The 15,767-nt window shown below is 62.6% G+C and carries 15 protein-coding genes; 4 read left to right on the top strand and 11 right to left on the bottom strand.

The window, feature by feature from the left end; genetic code table 11:
* The first annotated feature begins 64 nt into the window (after positions 1 to 64).
* Entirely contained in the window at positions 65 to 2,140 is a 2,076-nt protein-coding gene (gene ligA / locus GO988_RS04515; RefSeq protein ID WP_157562310.1) for an NAD-dependent DNA ligase LigA, read from the top strand.
* 190 nt (positions 2,141 to 2,330) lie between these two features.
* Positions 2,331 to 2,759, top strand: coding sequence for a rhodanese-like domain-containing protein (locus GO988_RS04510; RefSeq protein WP_157562309.1), 429 nt, complete (start codon positions 2,331 to 2,333; stop codon positions 2,757 to 2,759).
* A 1-nt stretch (position 2,760) separates the two neighbouring features.
* On the opposite strand, the gene GO988_RS04505 is transcribed toward GO988_RS04510, so the two are convergent.
* Genes GO988_RS04505 through GO988_RS04490 form a run of 4 tightly spaced genes read right to left on the bottom strand, consistent with a single transcriptional unit; the run spans position 2,761 to position 6,165 of the window.
* The gene (locus GO988_RS04505; protein WP_157562308.1) at positions 2,761 to 3,633 is read right to left on the bottom strand and encodes a sterol desaturase family protein; all 873 of its coding nucleotides are present in this window, start codon (positions 3,631 to 3,633) and stop codon (positions 2,761 to 2,763) included.
* A 37-nt stretch (positions 3,634 to 3,670) separates the two neighbouring features.
* Positions 3,671 to 4,858, bottom strand: a complete 1,188-nt coding sequence (locus GO988_RS04500; RefSeq protein WP_198172499.1) for a lactonase family protein — start codon at positions 4,856 to 4,858, stop codon at positions 3,671 to 3,673.
* Between the two features lie 26 nt (positions 4,859 to 4,884).
* Complete coding sequence (locus tag GO988_RS04495; RefSeq protein ID WP_157562306.1) at positions 4,885 to 5,214, bottom strand: hypothetical protein; 330 nt, start codon at positions 5,212 to 5,214, stop codon at positions 4,885 to 4,887.
* 9 nt (positions 5,215 to 5,223) lie between these two features.
* Positions 5,224 to 6,165, bottom strand: a complete 942-nt coding sequence (locus tag GO988_RS04490; RefSeq protein WP_232341361.1) for a polysaccharide deacetylase family protein — start codon at positions 6,163 to 6,165, stop codon at positions 5,224 to 5,226.
* A gap of 79 nt (positions 6,166 to 6,244) precedes the next feature.
* Here GO988_RS04490 and dapA point away from each other — a divergent pair, with 79 nt between their 5' ends.
* Positions 6,245 to 7,108, top strand: a complete 864-nt coding sequence (gene dapA / locus GO988_RS04485; RefSeq protein ID WP_157562305.1) for a 4-hydroxy-tetrahydrodipicolinate synthase — start codon at positions 6,245 to 6,247, stop codon at positions 7,106 to 7,108.
* Positions 7,109 to 7,330: 222 nt separating this feature from the next.
* Here dapA and GO988_RS04480 read toward each other — a convergent pair whose 3' ends face one another.
* From GO988_RS04480 to GO988_RS04470, 3 genes are all read right to left on the bottom strand, one after another.
* Positions 7,331 to 8,230, bottom strand: a complete 900-nt coding sequence (locus GO988_RS04480) for a cupin-like domain-containing protein (RefSeq protein WP_157562304.1) — start codon at positions 8,228 to 8,230, stop codon at positions 7,331 to 7,333.
* Positions 8,231 to 8,362: 132 nt separating this feature from the next.
* Complete coding sequence (locus tag GO988_RS04475; RefSeq protein ID WP_157562303.1) at positions 8,363 to 9,115, bottom strand: (Fe-S)-binding protein; 753 nt, start codon at positions 9,113 to 9,115, stop codon at positions 8,363 to 8,365.
* A 42-nt stretch (positions 9,116 to 9,157) separates the two neighbouring features.
* Positions 9,158 to 10,027 carry a hydroxymethylglutaryl-CoA lyase gene (locus GO988_RS04470; RefSeq protein ID WP_157562302.1) on the bottom strand — a complete coding sequence of 290 codons (870 nt, stop codon included), beginning with the start codon at positions 10,025 to 10,027 and terminating at the stop codon, positions 9,158 to 9,160.
* A gap of 83 nt (positions 10,028 to 10,110) precedes the next feature.
* On the opposite strand from GO988_RS04470, the gene GO988_RS04465 reads away from it, so the two are divergent.
* Complete coding sequence (locus GO988_RS04465; RefSeq protein WP_157562301.1) at positions 10,111 to 11,448, top strand: M23 family metallopeptidase; 1,338 nt, start codon at positions 10,111 to 10,113, stop codon at positions 11,446 to 11,448.
* 101 nt (positions 11,449 to 11,549) lie between these two features.
* Here the strand turns inward: GO988_RS04465 and GO988_RS04460 are convergent, their stop codons facing one another.
* The 4 genes from GO988_RS04460 to GO988_RS04445 all read right to left on the bottom strand — a co-directional run bounded on the left by GO988_RS04460 (position 11,550) and on the right by GO988_RS04445 (position 15,598).
* Complete coding sequence (locus tag GO988_RS04460; RefSeq protein WP_157562300.1) at positions 11,550 to 11,993, bottom strand: hypothetical protein; 444 nt, start codon at positions 11,991 to 11,993, stop codon at positions 11,550 to 11,552.
* Between the two features lie 238 nt (positions 11,994 to 12,231).
* Positions 12,232 to 12,837, bottom strand: a complete 606-nt coding sequence (locus GO988_RS04455) for a hypothetical protein (protein ID WP_157562299.1) — start codon at positions 12,835 to 12,837, stop codon at positions 12,232 to 12,234.
* Between the two features lie 84 nt (positions 12,838 to 12,921).
* Positions 12,922 to 13,725: a hypothetical protein gene (locus GO988_RS04450; RefSeq protein ID WP_157562298.1), complete on the bottom strand. Its 804-nt coding sequence runs from the start codon at positions 13,723 to 13,725 to the stop codon at positions 12,922 to 12,924.
* A 22-nt stretch (positions 13,726 to 13,747) separates the two neighbouring features.
* Positions 13,748 to 15,598 carry a S8 family serine peptidase gene (locus tag GO988_RS04445; protein ID WP_157562297.1) on the bottom strand — a complete coding sequence of 617 codons (1,851 nt, stop codon included), beginning with the start codon at positions 15,596 to 15,598 and terminating at the stop codon, positions 13,748 to 13,750.
* Positions 15,599 to 15,767 lie beyond the last annotated feature (169 nt).

Genomic DNA, 15,767 nt, shown 5'->3' with positions numbered 1-15,767 from the left:
AGCCCAGCATGACGTTCTATTTTAACCAATTACTCCCTTTATCGCGCTGCCCTACCCCTGCCCTATGGACCCGCAAGCCCGCATTCAGGAGCTCACCCAGCGCCTGCACCACCTCAATAACCAGTATTACCAGCACGATATTTCAGAGGTCTCGGACCAGGAATTTGACCACTTGCTGGCTGAGCTGAACCAGCTCGAAAAAGCCCACCCCGACCTGGCGCAGCCCAACTCGCCTACCCAGCGCGTGGGGGGCACCATCACCAAGCAGTTTGCCACCGCCCGCCACCGCTACCCCATGCTGAGTTTGGGCAACACGTACTCGGAGGACGACCTGCGCGAATTTGACGAGCGCGTGCAGCGCGGCCTCGAAGGTGCGCCGTACAGCTACGTGTGCGAGCAAAAGTTCGACGGCGTGGCCATGAGCCTGAGCTACGAAAACGGCGAGCTCAGCCAGGGCGTCACGCGCGGCGACGGCACCCGCGGCGACGTGGTGACGGCCAACGTGCGCACCATCCGTACCCTACCCCTGCACCTGCGCCCCGGCTCCCCGCCCGAAGCCGAGGTGCGCGGCGAGGTATTTATGCCCAACAGCGTCTTTAACGACCTCAACCAAGAGCGCGAGCAAAACGGCGAGGCCCTGCTGGCCAACCCCCGCAACGCCGCCAGCGGCGCCCTCAAGCTGCAAGATTCGGCTTTGGTAGCGGCGCGGCGGCTGCGTTTCTACGCCTACTCGGTACTCACGCCGGGCCGGCACTTTGCCAGCCACAGCGAGGCCTTGGAAGCTGCCACCGCCTGGGGCCTGCCGGTATCGCCCACTTGGCAGCGCTGCGCCAACTTGGCGGAAGTGCTCGCTTACATCCACGAGTGGGAGCAAAAGCGCTTCACGCTGCCCGTCAATACCGACGGCATTGTGATAAAAGTGGACGACCTGCGCCAGCAGGACCAGCTGGGCCTCACGGCCAAGAGTCCGCGCTGGGCCATCGCCTACAAGTACCCCACGGCGGCGGCCCGCACGCGCCTCAACGAAATCATCTACAACGTGGGGCGCACCGGGGCCGTCACGCCCGTGGCGCTGCTCGACCCTACCCCCCTCGCTGGCACCATCGTTAAGCGTGCCAGCGTGCACAACGCCAACCAGATAGCCTTGCTCGACCTGCGCCTCGGCGACCTGGTGTTTGTGGAGAAAGGCGGCGAAATCATCCCCAAAATCACGGGCGTAGACCTGGCCGCCCGCCCCGCCGATGCCGTGCCCGTGCGCTACCCGCAAGAGTGCCCGGCCTGCGGCACGCCACTGGTGCGCCCCGAGGGCGAAGCTCACTACCGCTGCCCCAACGAGCGCGGCTGCCCGCCCCAGCTCAAGGCGCGCCTCGAACACTACGTATCGCGCAAAGCGCTGAATATCGACGGCTTAGGCGCCGAAACCGTGGGTCGTTTCTTCGACCTTGGCCTGGTGGCTACCCCCGCCGATATCTACGACCTGCCCCAGCGCCGCGCCGAGCTTATCGTGCTGGAGCGCTTGGGCGAAAAGTCGATTGACAACCTGATTGCGGGCATTGAAAAAAGCAAAACCGTGCCCTTCGAGCGGGTGCTTTTTGGCCTAGGCATTCGCTACGTAGGCGAAACCGTGGCCCAGAAGCTGGCCCAGCATTACCGCACCATGGCCGCCATCATGGCGGCCTCGGCCGAGGCGCTGGCCGCCGTGCCCGAAGTCGGGGGCGTCATCGCCGATTCGATGGCCCTTTGGAGCCAGCAGCCCGAAAACCAAGCGCTGGTAGCCCGCCTGCAAGCCGCTGGCGTGCAGCTCGAAGCCAGTGGCGAGCCACCCAAAGCGGCCAGCGACCGCTTGGCCGGCCTCACTTTTGTGCTCTCTGGGGTATTCGAAAACTATAGCCGCGAGCAATTGCAATCGCTTATTCAGCAGCACGGCGGCAAAATCACGGGCTCGATTTCTAAAAAACTGAGCTACCTGGTGGCCGGCGAAAATATGGGCCCCGCCAAGCGCGAGAAAGCGGTAGGCTTCAAGGTGCCCATCATTTCGGAAACGGACTTGCTGGCCCTGTTGCCCGCCATCGGCGACGAGCCCAGCGGCGCGACTAGCGCGCCAGAAGCAGCTAGCGAACTGGACGATTTATTTAGTTAGAAAGCTGTTTGAATTAGTAGGCGCAAAGCCAGCGGCTGTGGCTTGTCGTAGAATAACTGCTACTGAACAGCTACGACAACGTACACCGCTGGCTTTACCCTCCTTTACTGGCTACTTTCTCAGGCGCATCAGTCAGCGCCAAACTAGTACTCCTTCTACTGAGCGCTAACTTTCCACTAGTCAAATTATTATGAAGCCCTACCCCCTCTTGGCAGCCATGGCCTGGCTGCCTTTCGCAGTGGCTTGCAACCAGCAACAGCCAGCTGCCACTGCGGCCCCTACTACCCCGGCGCCCGCAGTGGTTTCGGCCGCAACGCCCACGCCTGTGGAGGCTAACCACACAGCGGCGGCGCGCCAAGTCCTGAACCAGCCCGGCACGGTGGTACTCGACGTGCGCACCCCACTAGAATTCATGACTGGCCACCTACCCCAGGCCCGCAACCTGAGCGTAGGAGCCAGCGATTTCACCCAGCAAGTAGCGGCCCTCGACACCAGCCGCACCTACGTGCTGTACTGCGGCTCGGGCCAGCGCAGCGGCGAGGCAGCCCTCAAAATGCAAAGCCAAGGCTTCCACCATTTGATAAATGGCGGCGCCTACGACGACTTAAAGGCCAAGTAGTTTAGCCAGCTAATTCGGTTACGGACCCCTGGGTTTGGCGGGTAGGCACCGTGCCATCGGGGCCCGCCCAGGGGCGCGGCGCGGCTAGGGGCAGGCGCAGCAGGGTGCCCAGCGACTGGGCGGGCACCTCGGGGTAGCCAGGCACGCCGATAGTGATGGCTGCCTGCGGCACGTTCAGGCGCAAGGTCTGGTGCAGGCGGTCCCAGAGGCTGAGCACGACGCCGTAGTTGCTATCGGTTTCACGGCGCACCTGCGAGTGGTGGATGCCGTGCGCCCGTGGCGTGATAATCACGTGGGCCAGTGCCTGCTCCAAGGCCAGCGGCAGGCGCATATTGCTGTGGTGAAACGCCGTTTCGGCCTCGAACAATGCCTCGTAGAGCAGCACGGTACCGGGCCGCACGCCCGCCAGCGCCGGTAGCAGGCCCCGGTACGGAACGCTGGCCAGCATCTCGCCCGCGTGGAAGCGCCAGCCGGTGGTCAAGTCCATGTCTTCGTCGAGGTGGTGCACCAAGTGGAAGTGCCACAGCAGCGGCGAATGCAGCAGCCGATGCCAGGTATAGCTCACATAGTCAAGCACTAATAGCTCTGCCCCCAAACGCAGCGGCGCGGGTAGCCGTAGCTTGGGCAGCAGCCCGATATGGTGGCGCTCGGCCGCCCGCGCCAGCCCGAGCAGCGCGGGCAGCAGCGCCAGGCGCATACCCGGCAGCGCCACCGCCGCCACTGCCGTATTGCGCACCCAGCGCCGCGGGCGCGGGGCCACGCGCTGCCGCAAAGGCCGCCGCGTTTCGGCCACCAGCAGGGCCACGCCTAGCACGGCTAGTGCGGGACCAATATAGCGGTCGAAACGACCCAAAAGCTTCTTAGTCACGCTCATATACGCTGGCAATTTTTCCCTACCCCCGGTGCAGCGGCTAACGCGTAAAATCGGAGACTACCTCCACAAACATGGGCGAAGGCAGGCTGACCGATTTACCGGTTGACGTAAGCTTGCCCGATTGTTTGTCAACGTGATACGTGAATACGTTATCCGAATTTTGATTGGCTACCAGCAGTACTTGCCCGCTGGGGTCGAGCGCAAAATTGCGGGGCGTTTTGCCCTGGGTGCTGATGTGCTGCACCAGCGCCAGGTGGCCGCTAGCACCGTCGATAGCGAAGACGGCCAAGCTATTATCCCCCCGATTAGACGTGTAAAGAAACCGTCCGTCGGGCGACACGTGCACGTCGGCCCCCGAATTGTCGCCCGCAAACCCAGCTGGCAACTGCGTGAGCGTTTCAATTTCTTGGAATGTGCCAGCCGCCGCGTTGTAAGTCAGCGCCGAAACGGTTGAGTTTAACTCGTTTTCCAGGTAAGCCCAGCGGCCATTCGGATGAAAAACGAGGTGGCGCGGCCCCGTACCCGGCTTGGTTACAAAGGCGGGGGTAGGCAGCAAGCGCAGCTGGTGCTGCGCAGCATCGAGCTGATAGCCATACACCTTATCGGTGCCCAAATCCACGGAAAAAGCGTAGCGATTGTCGGGCGACGTGACGAAGCAGTGCGCGTGCGGCTTGTCTTGGTTTTTGTGCGGGCCGGTGGGCGGCTGGTGCTGGTCGGTAGCGCCGGCGGGGTCAAGTTGGCCATCAGCCCGCACAGGCAACATGGCCACATTACCTCCTACATAATTGGCCACTAAGGCGTTCTTACCCGTGCGGTCGAGGCTAATGTAACACGGCGAAGCGCCCGTCGAGGGCTGCTGGTTGAGCATCGCCAGGGTGCCATTGTGGGGGTCGATGGCCAGGGTACTCACGCCGCCGCCCGGTGCGCCCATATACGTCTGGGTTTCGCTCACTGCGTAGAGGTGGCGGTGGGCGGCGTCCATGGTGAGGTAGGTAGGGCTGGCACCGCCCTTCATGGCTCCCAAGGGCAGCAGCTCGCCAGTAGCCGGGCTGAGGTGGTAGAGGTAAATACTATTTTGCTGTGGGTCAGCAATATTAGTACCGATGTAGACTAGCTCGTCGTGGCCGCTAGTGCCGGGCACCGCGCGGGTGCAGCTAGCCAGCGAGGCACCTGCCAATAAGACAATTGCGGCAAAAGGGGCACGAAAACAAACGGCTGTCAGCATTGGAGGGAGAAGATTAGGATGATGATTTATGTCAAAACTCGAACGAGGCAAACCGCCAGTAGTAGCAGGAGCCATACACCAGTCAATAGGGCCAGTACGATGCTGGCCGACACGTTTTGGCCTCGTCCAACTACCACCCGCACTCCCGTCACCACTGGCGACACGACTATGAAAAGTAGGGACGCCAGCAGCAGCACAGGCAGCACAAAATACGTGTTGTGCAGCTGAATATCCAGCGTACCAGCATACTTGCCGAATAGCTTGCCAACCGCCGCAAACGAAAAAGCCCAGCTGCCAAGCAGCCAGGCTAGTTCCGTAACAACGGCTTTACCACGCATTTTGGAGGCAAGCTTCATAGCGCCGCGTTAGAAGCTCTGCACGATGCTGTTGTGCAGGGTGCGGGGGCTCCAGTAGCCGCTGGCAATGATGCGCCGAATGGTAAATAGCGGGTCGGTTTGGTCGCGTTTTTCGGCCAGCGAGAAGGCGGCCACGAAGCCGCGCTGCTTCAGTTCGGGGAAAGCTTGCGTGTTCCAGAGGCCGAAGGGGTAGGCGAAATACTTGATTTTCTTGCCCGTAATTTCTTCCAGCGTCTTAGTCGGCTTGTCAATTTGCGTTACCCAGTCCTGGCCCTGGTATTTTTTCACGTTGTGGTGGTCCCAGGTGTGCGAGCCAATTTGGTTGCCCTCATCCGAGAGCTGCTTCACCATGTCCTTGGTCATGTAGTGCGGCCGGCCGAGGCTCACCGTCATCACGAAGTACACACCTTTGTAGCCATACTGGGCCAGCGTGGGGCGCGCAATGGTGAACTGGTCGAGGTCGGTATCGTCGAAAGTCAGCATCACCGGTTTGCTAGGCAGTTTGGCGCCGGTGGTGAGGTAGGCGTAGAGCTGGTCGGGCTGAATGGTGTGGTAGCCCGAGTCGGCGAGCATCTTAATCTGCGCCTTAAAGGCCGCAATGGGAACAATGTAGTCCTTAGCGCCTTTCGAGTCGCGGCCCGTCCAGTCGCGAATCTGGTGGTAGCACAAAATTGGCACCTGCGGCCGGGCATAAATGGCCGCGGCATCGGCTGCTTTGGCCGCTGGAATAGTGCTGGGGTCGGGGGCAGGGGTAGCGTTGGCTTCTTCGGCGGCTACGGCAGCGGCACCCGAAGTAGGCGCCGTTTCGTCGATTTTGGCCGAGTCCGCTTTGCCCATATTCTCAGCGGTAGAGGGGGTTTTGGCTTCGCCAGTGGTGGCAGTTTTAGAATCGCAAGCGGCTAGGCTAAGCGCGGCTACCAGCGTGGCCGCAAGAGGAAACAGGGTTTTCAAGGAAACGAAAAAAAAGCCGGCTGAATGCGACGGCGGGCAGAAGTTGTACTTTTGCACAAAGCAACAACCCCCACAGCGGATGAACAAACTACACGGCACAGGCGTGGCCCTCGTAACCCCATTTACCTCTACCGGCGCGGTCGATTATGCGGCCTGGCGCCGGCTGCTCGACTTCACCATGGCGGGCGGCGTGGAATACTTGGTAATTAACGGCACCACGGGCGAGTCGCCCACTGTTACGGCCACCGAAAAGGCTGAGCTGCTGCACATTGCCTGCACGCACGTAGCTGGGCGCGTGCCCCTGGTGTACGGCATTGGCGGCAACGACACGGCCGCCACCGAAGCGCTATTACACAGCACCGACCTCACCGGCATTACAGCCATTTTATCGGCTAGCCCAGCGTATAATAAGCCCAGCCAAGCTGGCTTAGTAGCGCACTACCAGCGTCTAGCCGACGCCACGCCCCTCCCCCTACTCCTCTACAACGTGCCCGGCCGCACGGGCTCCAACCTCACGGCCGCCACTACACTTACACTCGCTGAGCACCCCAACATCATCGGCATTAAGGAGGCCAGCGGCCTGATGGAGCAGTGCTTGGCCATCTTAGCGCACAAGCCCGCTGATTTTCTATTCCTGAGCGGCGACGATATGCTGACGGTGCCCCTCATCGCCTGCGGCGCGCAAGGCATTATTACGGTACTGGGCAATGCTTTCCCGCAGAAATTCAGCGACATGACGCGCGCCGCCTTGGCCGGTGATTTTGCCCGCGCCAGCCAGCTGCTTTATGGCTTCGTAGCCCTCAACCCCCTCATGTATGAGGAGAGCAACCCCGTGGGGGTGAAAGCTGCCTTGGCCTTGCAAGGCGTGTGCGAGGCCGCCGTGCGCCTCCCCCTGGTAGCAGCGAGCGAGGGATTGCAAGCGCGCATAAAGCAACTTCTATAACCCAATTTTTATGCTCATTTACATTTGAAAATCAGCAGGCTGACTGATTCCTAATTAGGGGCGGTAGCAGGCGTTTGGAGGTGCATCTAACCCTCGTAAAGCGAGAGGCCACCGCAAAGATGCGCTACCCGCCCTATAAGAAGGTTTAATAAGCGGGCAGTATGCCCCTAGTCCGCGTAGTTGTCGGGCCGCGTGCGGCCCGACAACTACGCGGCACCAAGGCTAAACCGGGGCCGTGATTTTTTCCTGCAAGTTGATAAAGCTGCCTAGGGCCTTGCCGTAGGCCAGCATAGCCAGCGCCAGGGCGGGGTAGCGCTTCTTGCGCAATTCGAAGTTATCCTGCACAAAATCAGCCCAGTTCCACTCGTTCAAATAGCTGCGGGCAATGGAAATGCAGGGCTCGTGAATTTGGGTGGTGTGCCACCACTTGGTAGGAAAGAGAATGCTTTCGCCCTCCTCTACCGTTACGCGCACGGGTTTGGCGTGGCGGAAAAGCGGGTACTTTTCGTAATCCGGATTAAAAATATCGACCTCCGAAACCTTCGCATTATCCTGCTTCGGGTACATGTAGGGCGTCTGGTCGGGCGAGTACAGGATGAAGTCTTTCGAACCGTAGAGCTGCGTAATCTGCGTGTGCAAAAACAGGGCATCGACATGCAGATACGGAAAGCACGAGCCAGCACCGCCCAAGAAAATCTCGTTCACTACCGTATTGAGCAGCATCATCTTAGACAGCAGCGGATGCTGCACGCGGTCGGGCTTGCCCAAATTAATCTGGGGCTTGAATTCCGCCATCAACTCGGGGAAAGCCTGGTCTACGTTCAGGCAAAACGGGTAGGGCACCGGCACCCCGGGGGTAGGGTTGCGGATGATGTCCACCACCTCGGCCATCGTGTAGGTTTGGCCCTTTATTTCCTTGGTGAGGTGGCCATACTTTTCTTTGAATAACTCCGGTGTGAACTTGCCCAGCGCGCTCCACTTAGCAGCGGCATCGGTGAGCACCACGGGCAAGCCGGGCTTGATGTATTCTTCAATCAGCTCTTTGCGAGAGAGATTGCTGCGCTTATCCACCGTGGTTAAGGCGGCGTAGGGAATAGGTTTAGACAGTACTTGTGCAGACATAAGGTAGTTGTTAATCAGAATATTATGTTCGAAGCGACGATTTGCGCGCGGCTTTCGCGGCTAAATTTACGCCGTTTTTAGCCAGGTAAATAGCTAGCAGTCATTTTTTTAAAGCCCGGCCCCAGCTTAGGTTTACCAGCCACTCGCCAGCACGTCGGCGATGTGCATCGTTTTGATAGCCAGCTTTTCGCGGCGGATGTACGCCTCTAGGTGCATGAGGCAGCTCACATCGGTGCTCACGATGTAGTCGGCGCCGGTGGCCAGCGCGTGCTCAACTTTTTGCTGCGCCATGGCCACCGAAATGGCCTCGAATTTCACAGCAAACGTGCCGCCGAAGCCGCAGCAGGTAGTGGTTTCGGCCATTTCGAGGCGGCTCAGGCCGGCCACCCCGTCGAGCAGGCGGCGCGGCGCCTCGCGGATGCCGCACTCGCGCAGGGCCGAGCACGAGTCGTGGTAGGTATAGCTGCCAGCCAGCGCCGCGCCAGGTATAACACTGACGTTCAACACATCGGCCAAGAACTCAGTTAGCTCGTAGGTGCGGCGCTGCACGCCCTGGCAGTGCGGCAGCTCGGGCGAGCCAGCAAACAGGTGCGCGTAGCTGTTGCGCACCATACCCACGCACGAGGCCGACGGACTCACCACGTAGCGTGCCTCGGCCGTGGCGGGGGGGGTAGGAAAATCGGCCAGAAACTTGGTGGCGATGTCGCGGCTTTCGCGCTTGTAGCCCGCGTTGTAGGCGGGCTGGCCGCAGCAGGTTTGCGCCGGGTTGTAGTGCACTTGGCAGCCCAGCTTTTCCAGCACTTTCACCATGTTGAGGGCAGTATGCGGGTAGAGCTGGTCAACAAAGCAGGGAATAAAAATGTCGACTTGAGGAACAACGGGCATTAGCTAGGGTAGGTTAACGCGTACTAAGCGGCGGAAGAATATTTAATGATGAGCCGTAAAAAGTTGTGCAGCTGCTAGTTGGGCGCCCGCAAATTTCACTTGCGCTATTCCCAGCTCTTCGCCCTGGCCGGCTAGAAACGCCACCAAGTTCTCGGTGGCCATGTTGCCGGTAAGCACGTCGGTGGCCATGGGGCAGCCGCCGATGCCACCCAGCGCCCCGTCGAAGCGGCGGCAGCCGGCCTGGTAGGCAGCCTGTACTTTCTCGAGCCAAGTAAGGGGGGTAGTGTGCAGGTGCGCTCCAAACGCCACGTGGGGAAAGGCCGGAATCAACTCCGTAAACAAGGACGTGATAAGGGCGGGCGTGCTGACCCCAATGGTGTCGGAGAGGGCCACGATGCGCACGTCGAGCGCAGCCAGCTGGGCCGTAAAGTCGGCCACGATGGCGGGGCTGTAGGGGTCGCCGTAGGGGTTGCCGAAGCCCATGGACAGGTACACGACCAGCGTTTTGCCGCGGCGCTCGCACAGCTCGTGCATGGCGGCCACGTCGGCTAGGGCCTGGGCGATAGTTTGGTTGGTATTGCGGCGCTGGAAAGTTTCGCTTACCGAAAGCGGGAAGCCCAAGTAGCTGATTTCGGGGTGGCTGGCGGCCTGCTCGGCCCCGCGCAGGTTGGCCACGATGGCCAGCAGCCGGGTGCGCGTTTGGCTCAGGTCGAGGCCGGCGAGCACCTCGGCCGTATCGCGCAGCTGCGGAATAGCCTTGGGCGACACAAAGGAGCCGAAATCGAGCACATCGAAGCCCACCGTTAGTAGCTGCTGGAGGTAAGCCGTTTTGACGGGGGTAGGGATGAAGTCGGCGAGGCCTTGCATGGCGTCGCGGGGGCACTCGGTAAGGATAACGGGCGGGGTGGGCATGGATGGGTAGGCCGGTAAGGGGCCTCAAAAGTACGGCGCCTACCCCACCGAACTTGCCCGAGCTGGCGGGTGTTTGCGTTGGTATGCAGTTTACGTTTTTGCCCGCTGGCCGGGCCGGTTGCCGCACCGGAAGCGGTATTTTACTGGTGCTTATCGCGCTGCTGGGCAGTTGCAGCAAGCCTCAGACGCTGGCGGCCTTATTCCAAAAAACCACGCCGCACGATGATTATGCCCGCGCCCTCGACCGGGCCGGCCTGCGCGAGGCCGCTCTGGGCCGGCAGTGGCAGCAAGCGGCCGCCCAGGCCTTGCGCGATTCACTGGCCGTGACCTTGCCTACCCAGGAAACCGGGTATTTTCGGCCCGAGCAGCCCGCCGCGGCTAGCTACCGCTACGCCGTGCAGGCTGGCGAGCAACTGCACGTGCGCCTTACTCTGGCGCCGGGGCCAGTGGTCGCACCGCGCGTATTCATCGACGCGTTTGCCCTAGAGCCTGGCCGCGCGCCCGAGCTACTAAAATGGGCTAGTGCCGATACCAGCACCGCTGGCACCCTCGACTTGCGCTACCGCGCCGAAGCCAACGGCCAGCACCTGCTGCGGGTGCAGGCCGAGCTGCTAGCCGCGGGCCGCTACACGCTGCGCCTGTGGCGCGAGCCGGGCCTGAGCACCTTTCCAGTCCAGGGGCGTACCGACCGGGCCGTGGGCAGCGTGTGGGGCGATGCGCGCGACCGGGGCGCCCGCCGCCACGAGGGCATTGATATTTTTGCCCCGCGCGGTACGCCCGCCGTGGCTGCTGGGCCGGGCGTCATCACCCGCGTGCAAGAAACGCCCATTGGCGGACGTGTGGTGTGGCTGGCCGAGGCGGGCACCGGCCGCCACCTCTACTATGCCCACCTGGATAAACAATTGGTGCAGGCTGGCCAAACTGTGCAAGCCGGCGATACGCTGGGCCTAATTGGCAACACGGGCAACGCCCGCACCACGGTGCCGCACCTGCACTTCGGCATCTACGGCGGGGGGCGCGGGGCCGTGAACCCGCTGCCCTTTGTGCGCCACGCCGATGCAGTGCCCGCTACCCCCCTACCCGGCCCCGACCGCCGGGGCGAGTGGGTGCGCCCGGCACGGGCAACTGCGGGGTTGGCGGCCACTACCCCCCTATTGATCCTTGGCCAACAGCCTAATTTCTTGCGCATTGAAACGCCCGATGGCCAGCGGCACTACTTGGCTACCCGCGCCGTAGTAGCGGCCAAGCCGTTGCGCCGCCTCGCCCTGCCTGCTGCCCACGAGATTCAAACGCAACCTACCGCCAGCGCGCCCGCCGTAGCCGCCTGGCCGGCGCGCACCCCGGTAGCTGTGCTGGGCGAAGCCGCGGGCTACGCGTTGCTGCGCGGCCCCGCTGGGCAGCAGGGCTGGGCAATTCTTTAATTAGGGTGTGTGGCCAGGCGATAGCCTATTATGCTTCGTTGCAGGTTAAATAATAGCCTCTCTAAAGCAGTTGCTTACTGCTTCTATTCCTCTATTTAGTCTTAGTCAGCTACTAGATTAGTAGGGGCCCGGTCAAAATATTTGGCCACAATACGGCCTGTGCTGCGGTCTACCTCGGCCATGCCGCGTCGGCCCAGCTTGACGAAAATAATGTTGGAGGCTAGCACCAGGGAAGCGATGTGCGCGGCCGGAATTTCAGCCCTGAATGGAGTCACCACGTCGACCAGCCACAATCTCCTACCTGCTTGGTAAGCTGACAATTGCCGACCATTGGCACTCACCCAGTAGACCGTCTTATTAGTTGCCCGCACGCCGCGCAATTGGGCCGAAAGGACATGGATTCCATGATAGCGACCACTGAAATTATCCAGCTCTTGGTCTGGTTCAGTGCGCGTCGTATCGGCAAGGGCCGGCCGGGTTTGGGCCGGCGCAAAAACCGGCAGCTCTAGCGCAGCCAGGAACAGCAGGCGAAAAGAAAACGGCATGAGAGTGCTAAGCAAGCGGTTGTGTACTGCCGCCCCTCACCTAGATGCCAAAGTGAGGACTTTTTACCACGCACTTGCTACCCCTTAGCAGCCTCACTAGCTAGCGCATCCCGTTGAGCGCTGTTATTAGATGCACTAGGGCGAGAAAGGAAGTAGCTATTTTCTCGTCCCTCTAAAGCAAGGGCAACCTAAGCGGGGGGTAGCGGTTGCCACCCCCCGCTTAGGTTGCCCTTGACTTTTATTCGTTTAGTAAGATGGCGCGGCGGAGCTGGCGCGAATAGGCGAGACGGCTGGTGCCGCTAGCGCTGGGGTAATTGAAGCCCACGGCGCGCGGGTCGTTGCGCAGGCTGGCCCAAGTTTGCGTATCAAGCTCGGCGGGCTGGGTAGCCGAGGTAGGTACGGCCGGCTGCACGAAGTGGTCGGGCTTAAAAAACGCGTTCATGCCGCGCAGGATGCTGATTTCCTTGTCGCGGGTCGAGGCCGATTGGTTGTCGCGCAGCGTGGGGTCGTCGAGCAGCAAGCGGGCGGGTAGCACCTCGTGGCGCAGGGTATCGCCTTGGCTGCTAATCACAAACAAGTGCAGCTGGCTGGTAAGAATGCGCGGCCCCCGCATTTGCAGCACAAACGTATCGGGGCTTTTGGGGTCTGAAAAAGCGTGGGTAGCCCGCACGGTATTGAGCACCGTGGCGCCGCCTACGCGCTGCCCACGGCCGGAAGGCGGCGTAAAGTCGCCGCGCGGCTCCTTGCTGGAAGTAGCCGCTTCGCGCTCGGTATTGACGCAGGCGGCCAGCCCTAGCTGCGCCAAAATGGTGAGGGTAGTAAGGGTGCGAAAAGACAGTTTCATATAAAGAGGAAAGGCGGCAGCGCTACTAATTGGCAAGATAGAACCGGCCCCGGGGCTATGTACGCAGGGCCTGCCAGTCGAGGTTTAAAACCACCCGATTTCGAGGCCCAGCACCCAGCGCGGCGGCTCGGGCAGGGCCGCGGGGCCGGCCGGCCGCAGCGCATCGCTGAGGCGGTAGCGGCCCACCAGCGCCAGGGCATTGCTGCCCACGCGGGCGCCTACCCCCCCCTGCCAGCGCGCCAGGTAGCGGGGCTCATGGTCAATTACTTCGAGCCGCCCCCCGTTGGGCGAGGGGTCGTCGGTGGCGTGAATGGCGGCTAGCGCACGACCCCCGTAGGCTAGCAAATCGACGTAGCGGCCCACCACGTTGCCGCGGCGGCCGGGGTTGAAGCGTAGGCTGGCTTCGCCTTGCAGCTGGTGGTAGCTCAGCGTTTCGGTATCGTGGGGCAGGGCGAAGGGCGCGGGGCGGGCGTCGCCCGTGGCCAGCGTGTAGCGCAGGTAGGCGTAGCGCAGGTCGGCATTGAGGGCAAGGGCGGGCCCGAGGCGACGCTTGAGCCGCCCGCCTAGCTGCAACTCCGACGAGCTAAAACCGTGCTTTATGCCCAGGCCATCGGCACCCAGCGCCAGCGCGTTGCCGGCGTAGAAGTGCCCGAAATAGCGCCGGTTAGGGCCCGTACGGGCGGGCACGGTGTCGTTGGCAACATCGGTTTGCAGCAATACTTGCTGGGCCCGGGCGGCCGGTGCTAGGGCGGCCAGTAGGGCTAGTGCCCCCAGCAGGCGGCCCGCAGTGGCAGCCCAGCGGCGCCAAGCGCGGCGGGGCGCCGCGCGCTTGGCTAGCAAACTGGCCTCCGAAATCATCGCGAAGACATCCGCGCTACGGTGGTTCATGGGTCGAAAGAATTCCGTTGTATTACTCCACATACTGCCCCGTATAACCTTGGTAGTAAACGCGTAATACATTGCCGCCGCGGGCGAGGCGGCGCGGCACCTGCACTACTAGCCGCTGCGTGGCGGCGCGCACTTCGTAGCGGCTGAGCACGCCGCGACTATTGGCCAGGTGCCAGTAGAGGCGAGCGGGATAGGCCGGGTACGGTGGCAGGGCGGGGCCAGCCTCGGCGGGCGCGGCCTGCTCTTTGCCCACGGGCGCCACGTTGGCAGTGGTGGGAGTAGGCGTGCCGGGTGGGCGGGCGGGGGTAGCCTCGGCCAGCCAACTAGTGCCGCTGGGGCCCGCCTCGTCGGGCTCGGTGAGCAGCGGCAGCGGCTGGGCGGCGGGCACCGTGGCCGTGGGCCGCAGCACCACGGCTACCAGCGAATCGTGCACCACAAAATCGAAAGTGGGCACGGCAGGCGCCCCTACCCCTCCTTTTTGGCGGGCCAACAGGCGGGTTGCTTCGGGCCGCCCGTAGCCGTGGGCATAGTCGTAGTACGGGTACAGCTCGCCCGCCTCGCGCACCTGCCGAAACAGCGCCATGGCCGTTAGTTTGTCGCCCCCGGCTTGCTTGGCACAGGCGGCCAGGCCCGCCACCAGCGGCGCGGCAAAGGAGGTGCCTTCGAGCCGGTCATACCCACCCGTGGAATTGGTTGTCAGCACGATACCGAAGGCCGACACGTCGGGCTTGAGGCGGCGGTCGGCGCTGGGGCCCACCGAGCTGAAGTCCAAATGCAGCCCAGTGGCGGGGTCGAGGCCACCCACGGCCAGCACCGAGTCGGCATCGGCGGGCGTGCCAATGCGGCGCCAGTCGTCGTCGCCGTCGTTGCCGGCGGCACTCACCACCAGTATCCCCTTGCGGGCCGCCAGCGTGGCCGCCCGCCCAATGAGCGAGCGGCGGCCATTCATCTGCTCCGGAAAGTAGCGCTGCTCGGTATAAGCTAAGGACGAGCTAATGATGTCGGCACCCTGGCGGTCGGCCCACTCGGCGGCGGCCAGCCAAGCCTCTTCTTCGGCGTAGCGCTCGCTGGCCAGCCCCTCGGTGCGGGCCAGCAGGTAGGTAGCCTCGGGCGCCAGGCCGAGGGTAGGGCCGGCGTGCAGGCTATCGGCGCCGGGTAGGCGGCCGGCTAAGCAGCCCAATACCTCGGTGCCGTGCGCACCCCCACCAAATACATAGGGCCGGTTTTTTAGAAAATCATACGTGGCCGCGATGCGCCCCTCGCGCCGCAGCGCCCGAAAAGCCGGGTGCCGGTCGGCTCCGCGAAAGCCCACGTCGAACACCGCAATGCGCACGCCGCGCCCCGTGAGGCGCGCCTGGTTGAGCGCCGCGCGGCCGAGGACGGCCGTTTGCTGGCGGGCCAGCAGGTAGTCGTTGGGAGTAATGCCGCGCGCAGCGGGCGCATTAGGGCTACTTGCTTCTTGCCCAACGCGATGCGCGGCCGGCAGCAGGCGCCCAGCCACGGGCCAGGGCAACACTTGCGCCACGCCCGGCAGCTGGCCAACGGCCGCCGCCTGGGCAGGCGTAGCACGGCAGGCCACGGCATTAAACCAGCGGCTGACCACGGTGAGCGTATCGACGTGGGCACGCACGGCGGCCACGTAGTCGGGGCGCACGGGGTAGTCGGTGGCGTCGGCGGGGGGTAGGCCCTGGTGGCGGCGGCGCGCCTGCGCGGCGGGGCTAAAATAGGCTTCCGGCCGAAACGTAACGCCTTGCTTATCAGCAAACCGCACCCAGTAGCGCAGGGTTGGGCCGGGGTGTGGGAACTGCGCCCAGCCCCGGCTACTCACGGCCAGCAGCCCAATTATTATCTTAAAAAAAACACTTGTTCGCATAACTACATACCGTGGAACCACCCCGCCGCCCGGGGGGCCGCCGGGCAAAAGTACCCGCCACCGTGCTACTACCCGTAAGCAGGCGGATAAGTAACCTCCGTGAAAACTTATGCGTTTAGCCCTTGCGGGTTATTGGCCCGGCAATAATTTCTTGTTAGTTCTTGATTTT

Source organism: Hymenobacter ginkgonis (genome assembly GCF_009755225.1).
Taxonomy (GTDB): domain Bacteria; phylum Bacteroidota; class Bacteroidia; order Cytophagales; family Hymenobacteraceae; genus Hymenobacter; species Hymenobacter ginkgonis.
Note: the sequence above shows the minus strand (reverse complement) of the source record. Positions and strands in the feature narration are given on the sequence as shown.

Bases quoted from the DNA above. Each gene is read 5' to 3' on its own strand.
- GO988_RS04445 (WP_157562297.1), bottom strand. From the start codon at position 15,598: ATGCGAACAAGTGTTTTTTTTAAGATAATAATTGGGCTGCTGGCCGTG.
- GO988_RS04460 (WP_157562300.1), bottom strand. From the start codon at position 11,993: ATGCCGTTTTCTTTTCGCCTGCTGTTCCTGGCTGCGCTAGAGCTGCCG.
- GO988_RS04500 (WP_198172499.1), bottom strand. From the start codon at position 4,858: ATGCTGACAGCCGTTTGTTTTCGTGCCCCTTTTGCCGCAATTGTCTTA.
- dapA (WP_157562305.1), top strand. From the start codon at position 6,245: ATGAACAAACTACACGGCACAGGCGTGGCCCTCGTAACCCCATTTACC.
- GO988_RS04505 (WP_157562308.1), bottom strand. From the start codon at position 3,633: ATGAGCGTGACTAAGAAGCTTTTGGGTCGTTTCGACCGCTATATTGGT.
- GO988_RS04465 (WP_157562301.1), top strand. From the start codon at position 10,111: ATGCAGTTTACGTTTTTGCCCGCTGGCCGGGCCGGTTGCCGCACCGGA.
- GO988_RS04470 (WP_157562302.1), bottom strand. From the start codon at position 10,027: ATGCCCACCCCGCCCGTTATCCTTACCGAGTGCCCCCGCGACGCCATG.
- GO988_RS04510 (WP_157562309.1), top strand. From the start codon at position 2,331: ATGAAGCCCTACCCCCTCTTGGCAGCCATGGCCTGGCTGCCTTTCGCA.
- ligA (WP_157562310.1), top strand. From the start codon at position 65: ATGGACCCGCAAGCCCGCATTCAGGAGCTCACCCAGCGCCTGCACCAC.
- GO988_RS04475 (WP_157562303.1), bottom strand. From the start codon at position 9,115: ATGCCCGTTGTTCCTCAAGTCGACATTTTTATTCCCTGCTTTGTTGAC.
- GO988_RS04495 (WP_157562306.1), bottom strand. From the start codon at position 5,214: ATGAAGCTTGCCTCCAAAATGCGTGGTAAAGCCGTTGTTACGGAACTA.
- GO988_RS04480 (WP_157562304.1), bottom strand. From the start codon at position 8,230: ATGTCTGCACAAGTACTGTCTAAACCTATTCCCTACGCCGCCTTAACC.
- GO988_RS04450 (WP_157562298.1), bottom strand. From the start codon at position 13,725: ATGAACCACCGTAGCGCGGATGTCTTCGCGATGATTTCGGAGGCCAGT.
- GO988_RS04455 (WP_157562299.1), bottom strand. From the start codon at position 12,837: ATGAAACTGTCTTTTCGCACCCTTACTACCCTCACCATTTTGGCGCAG.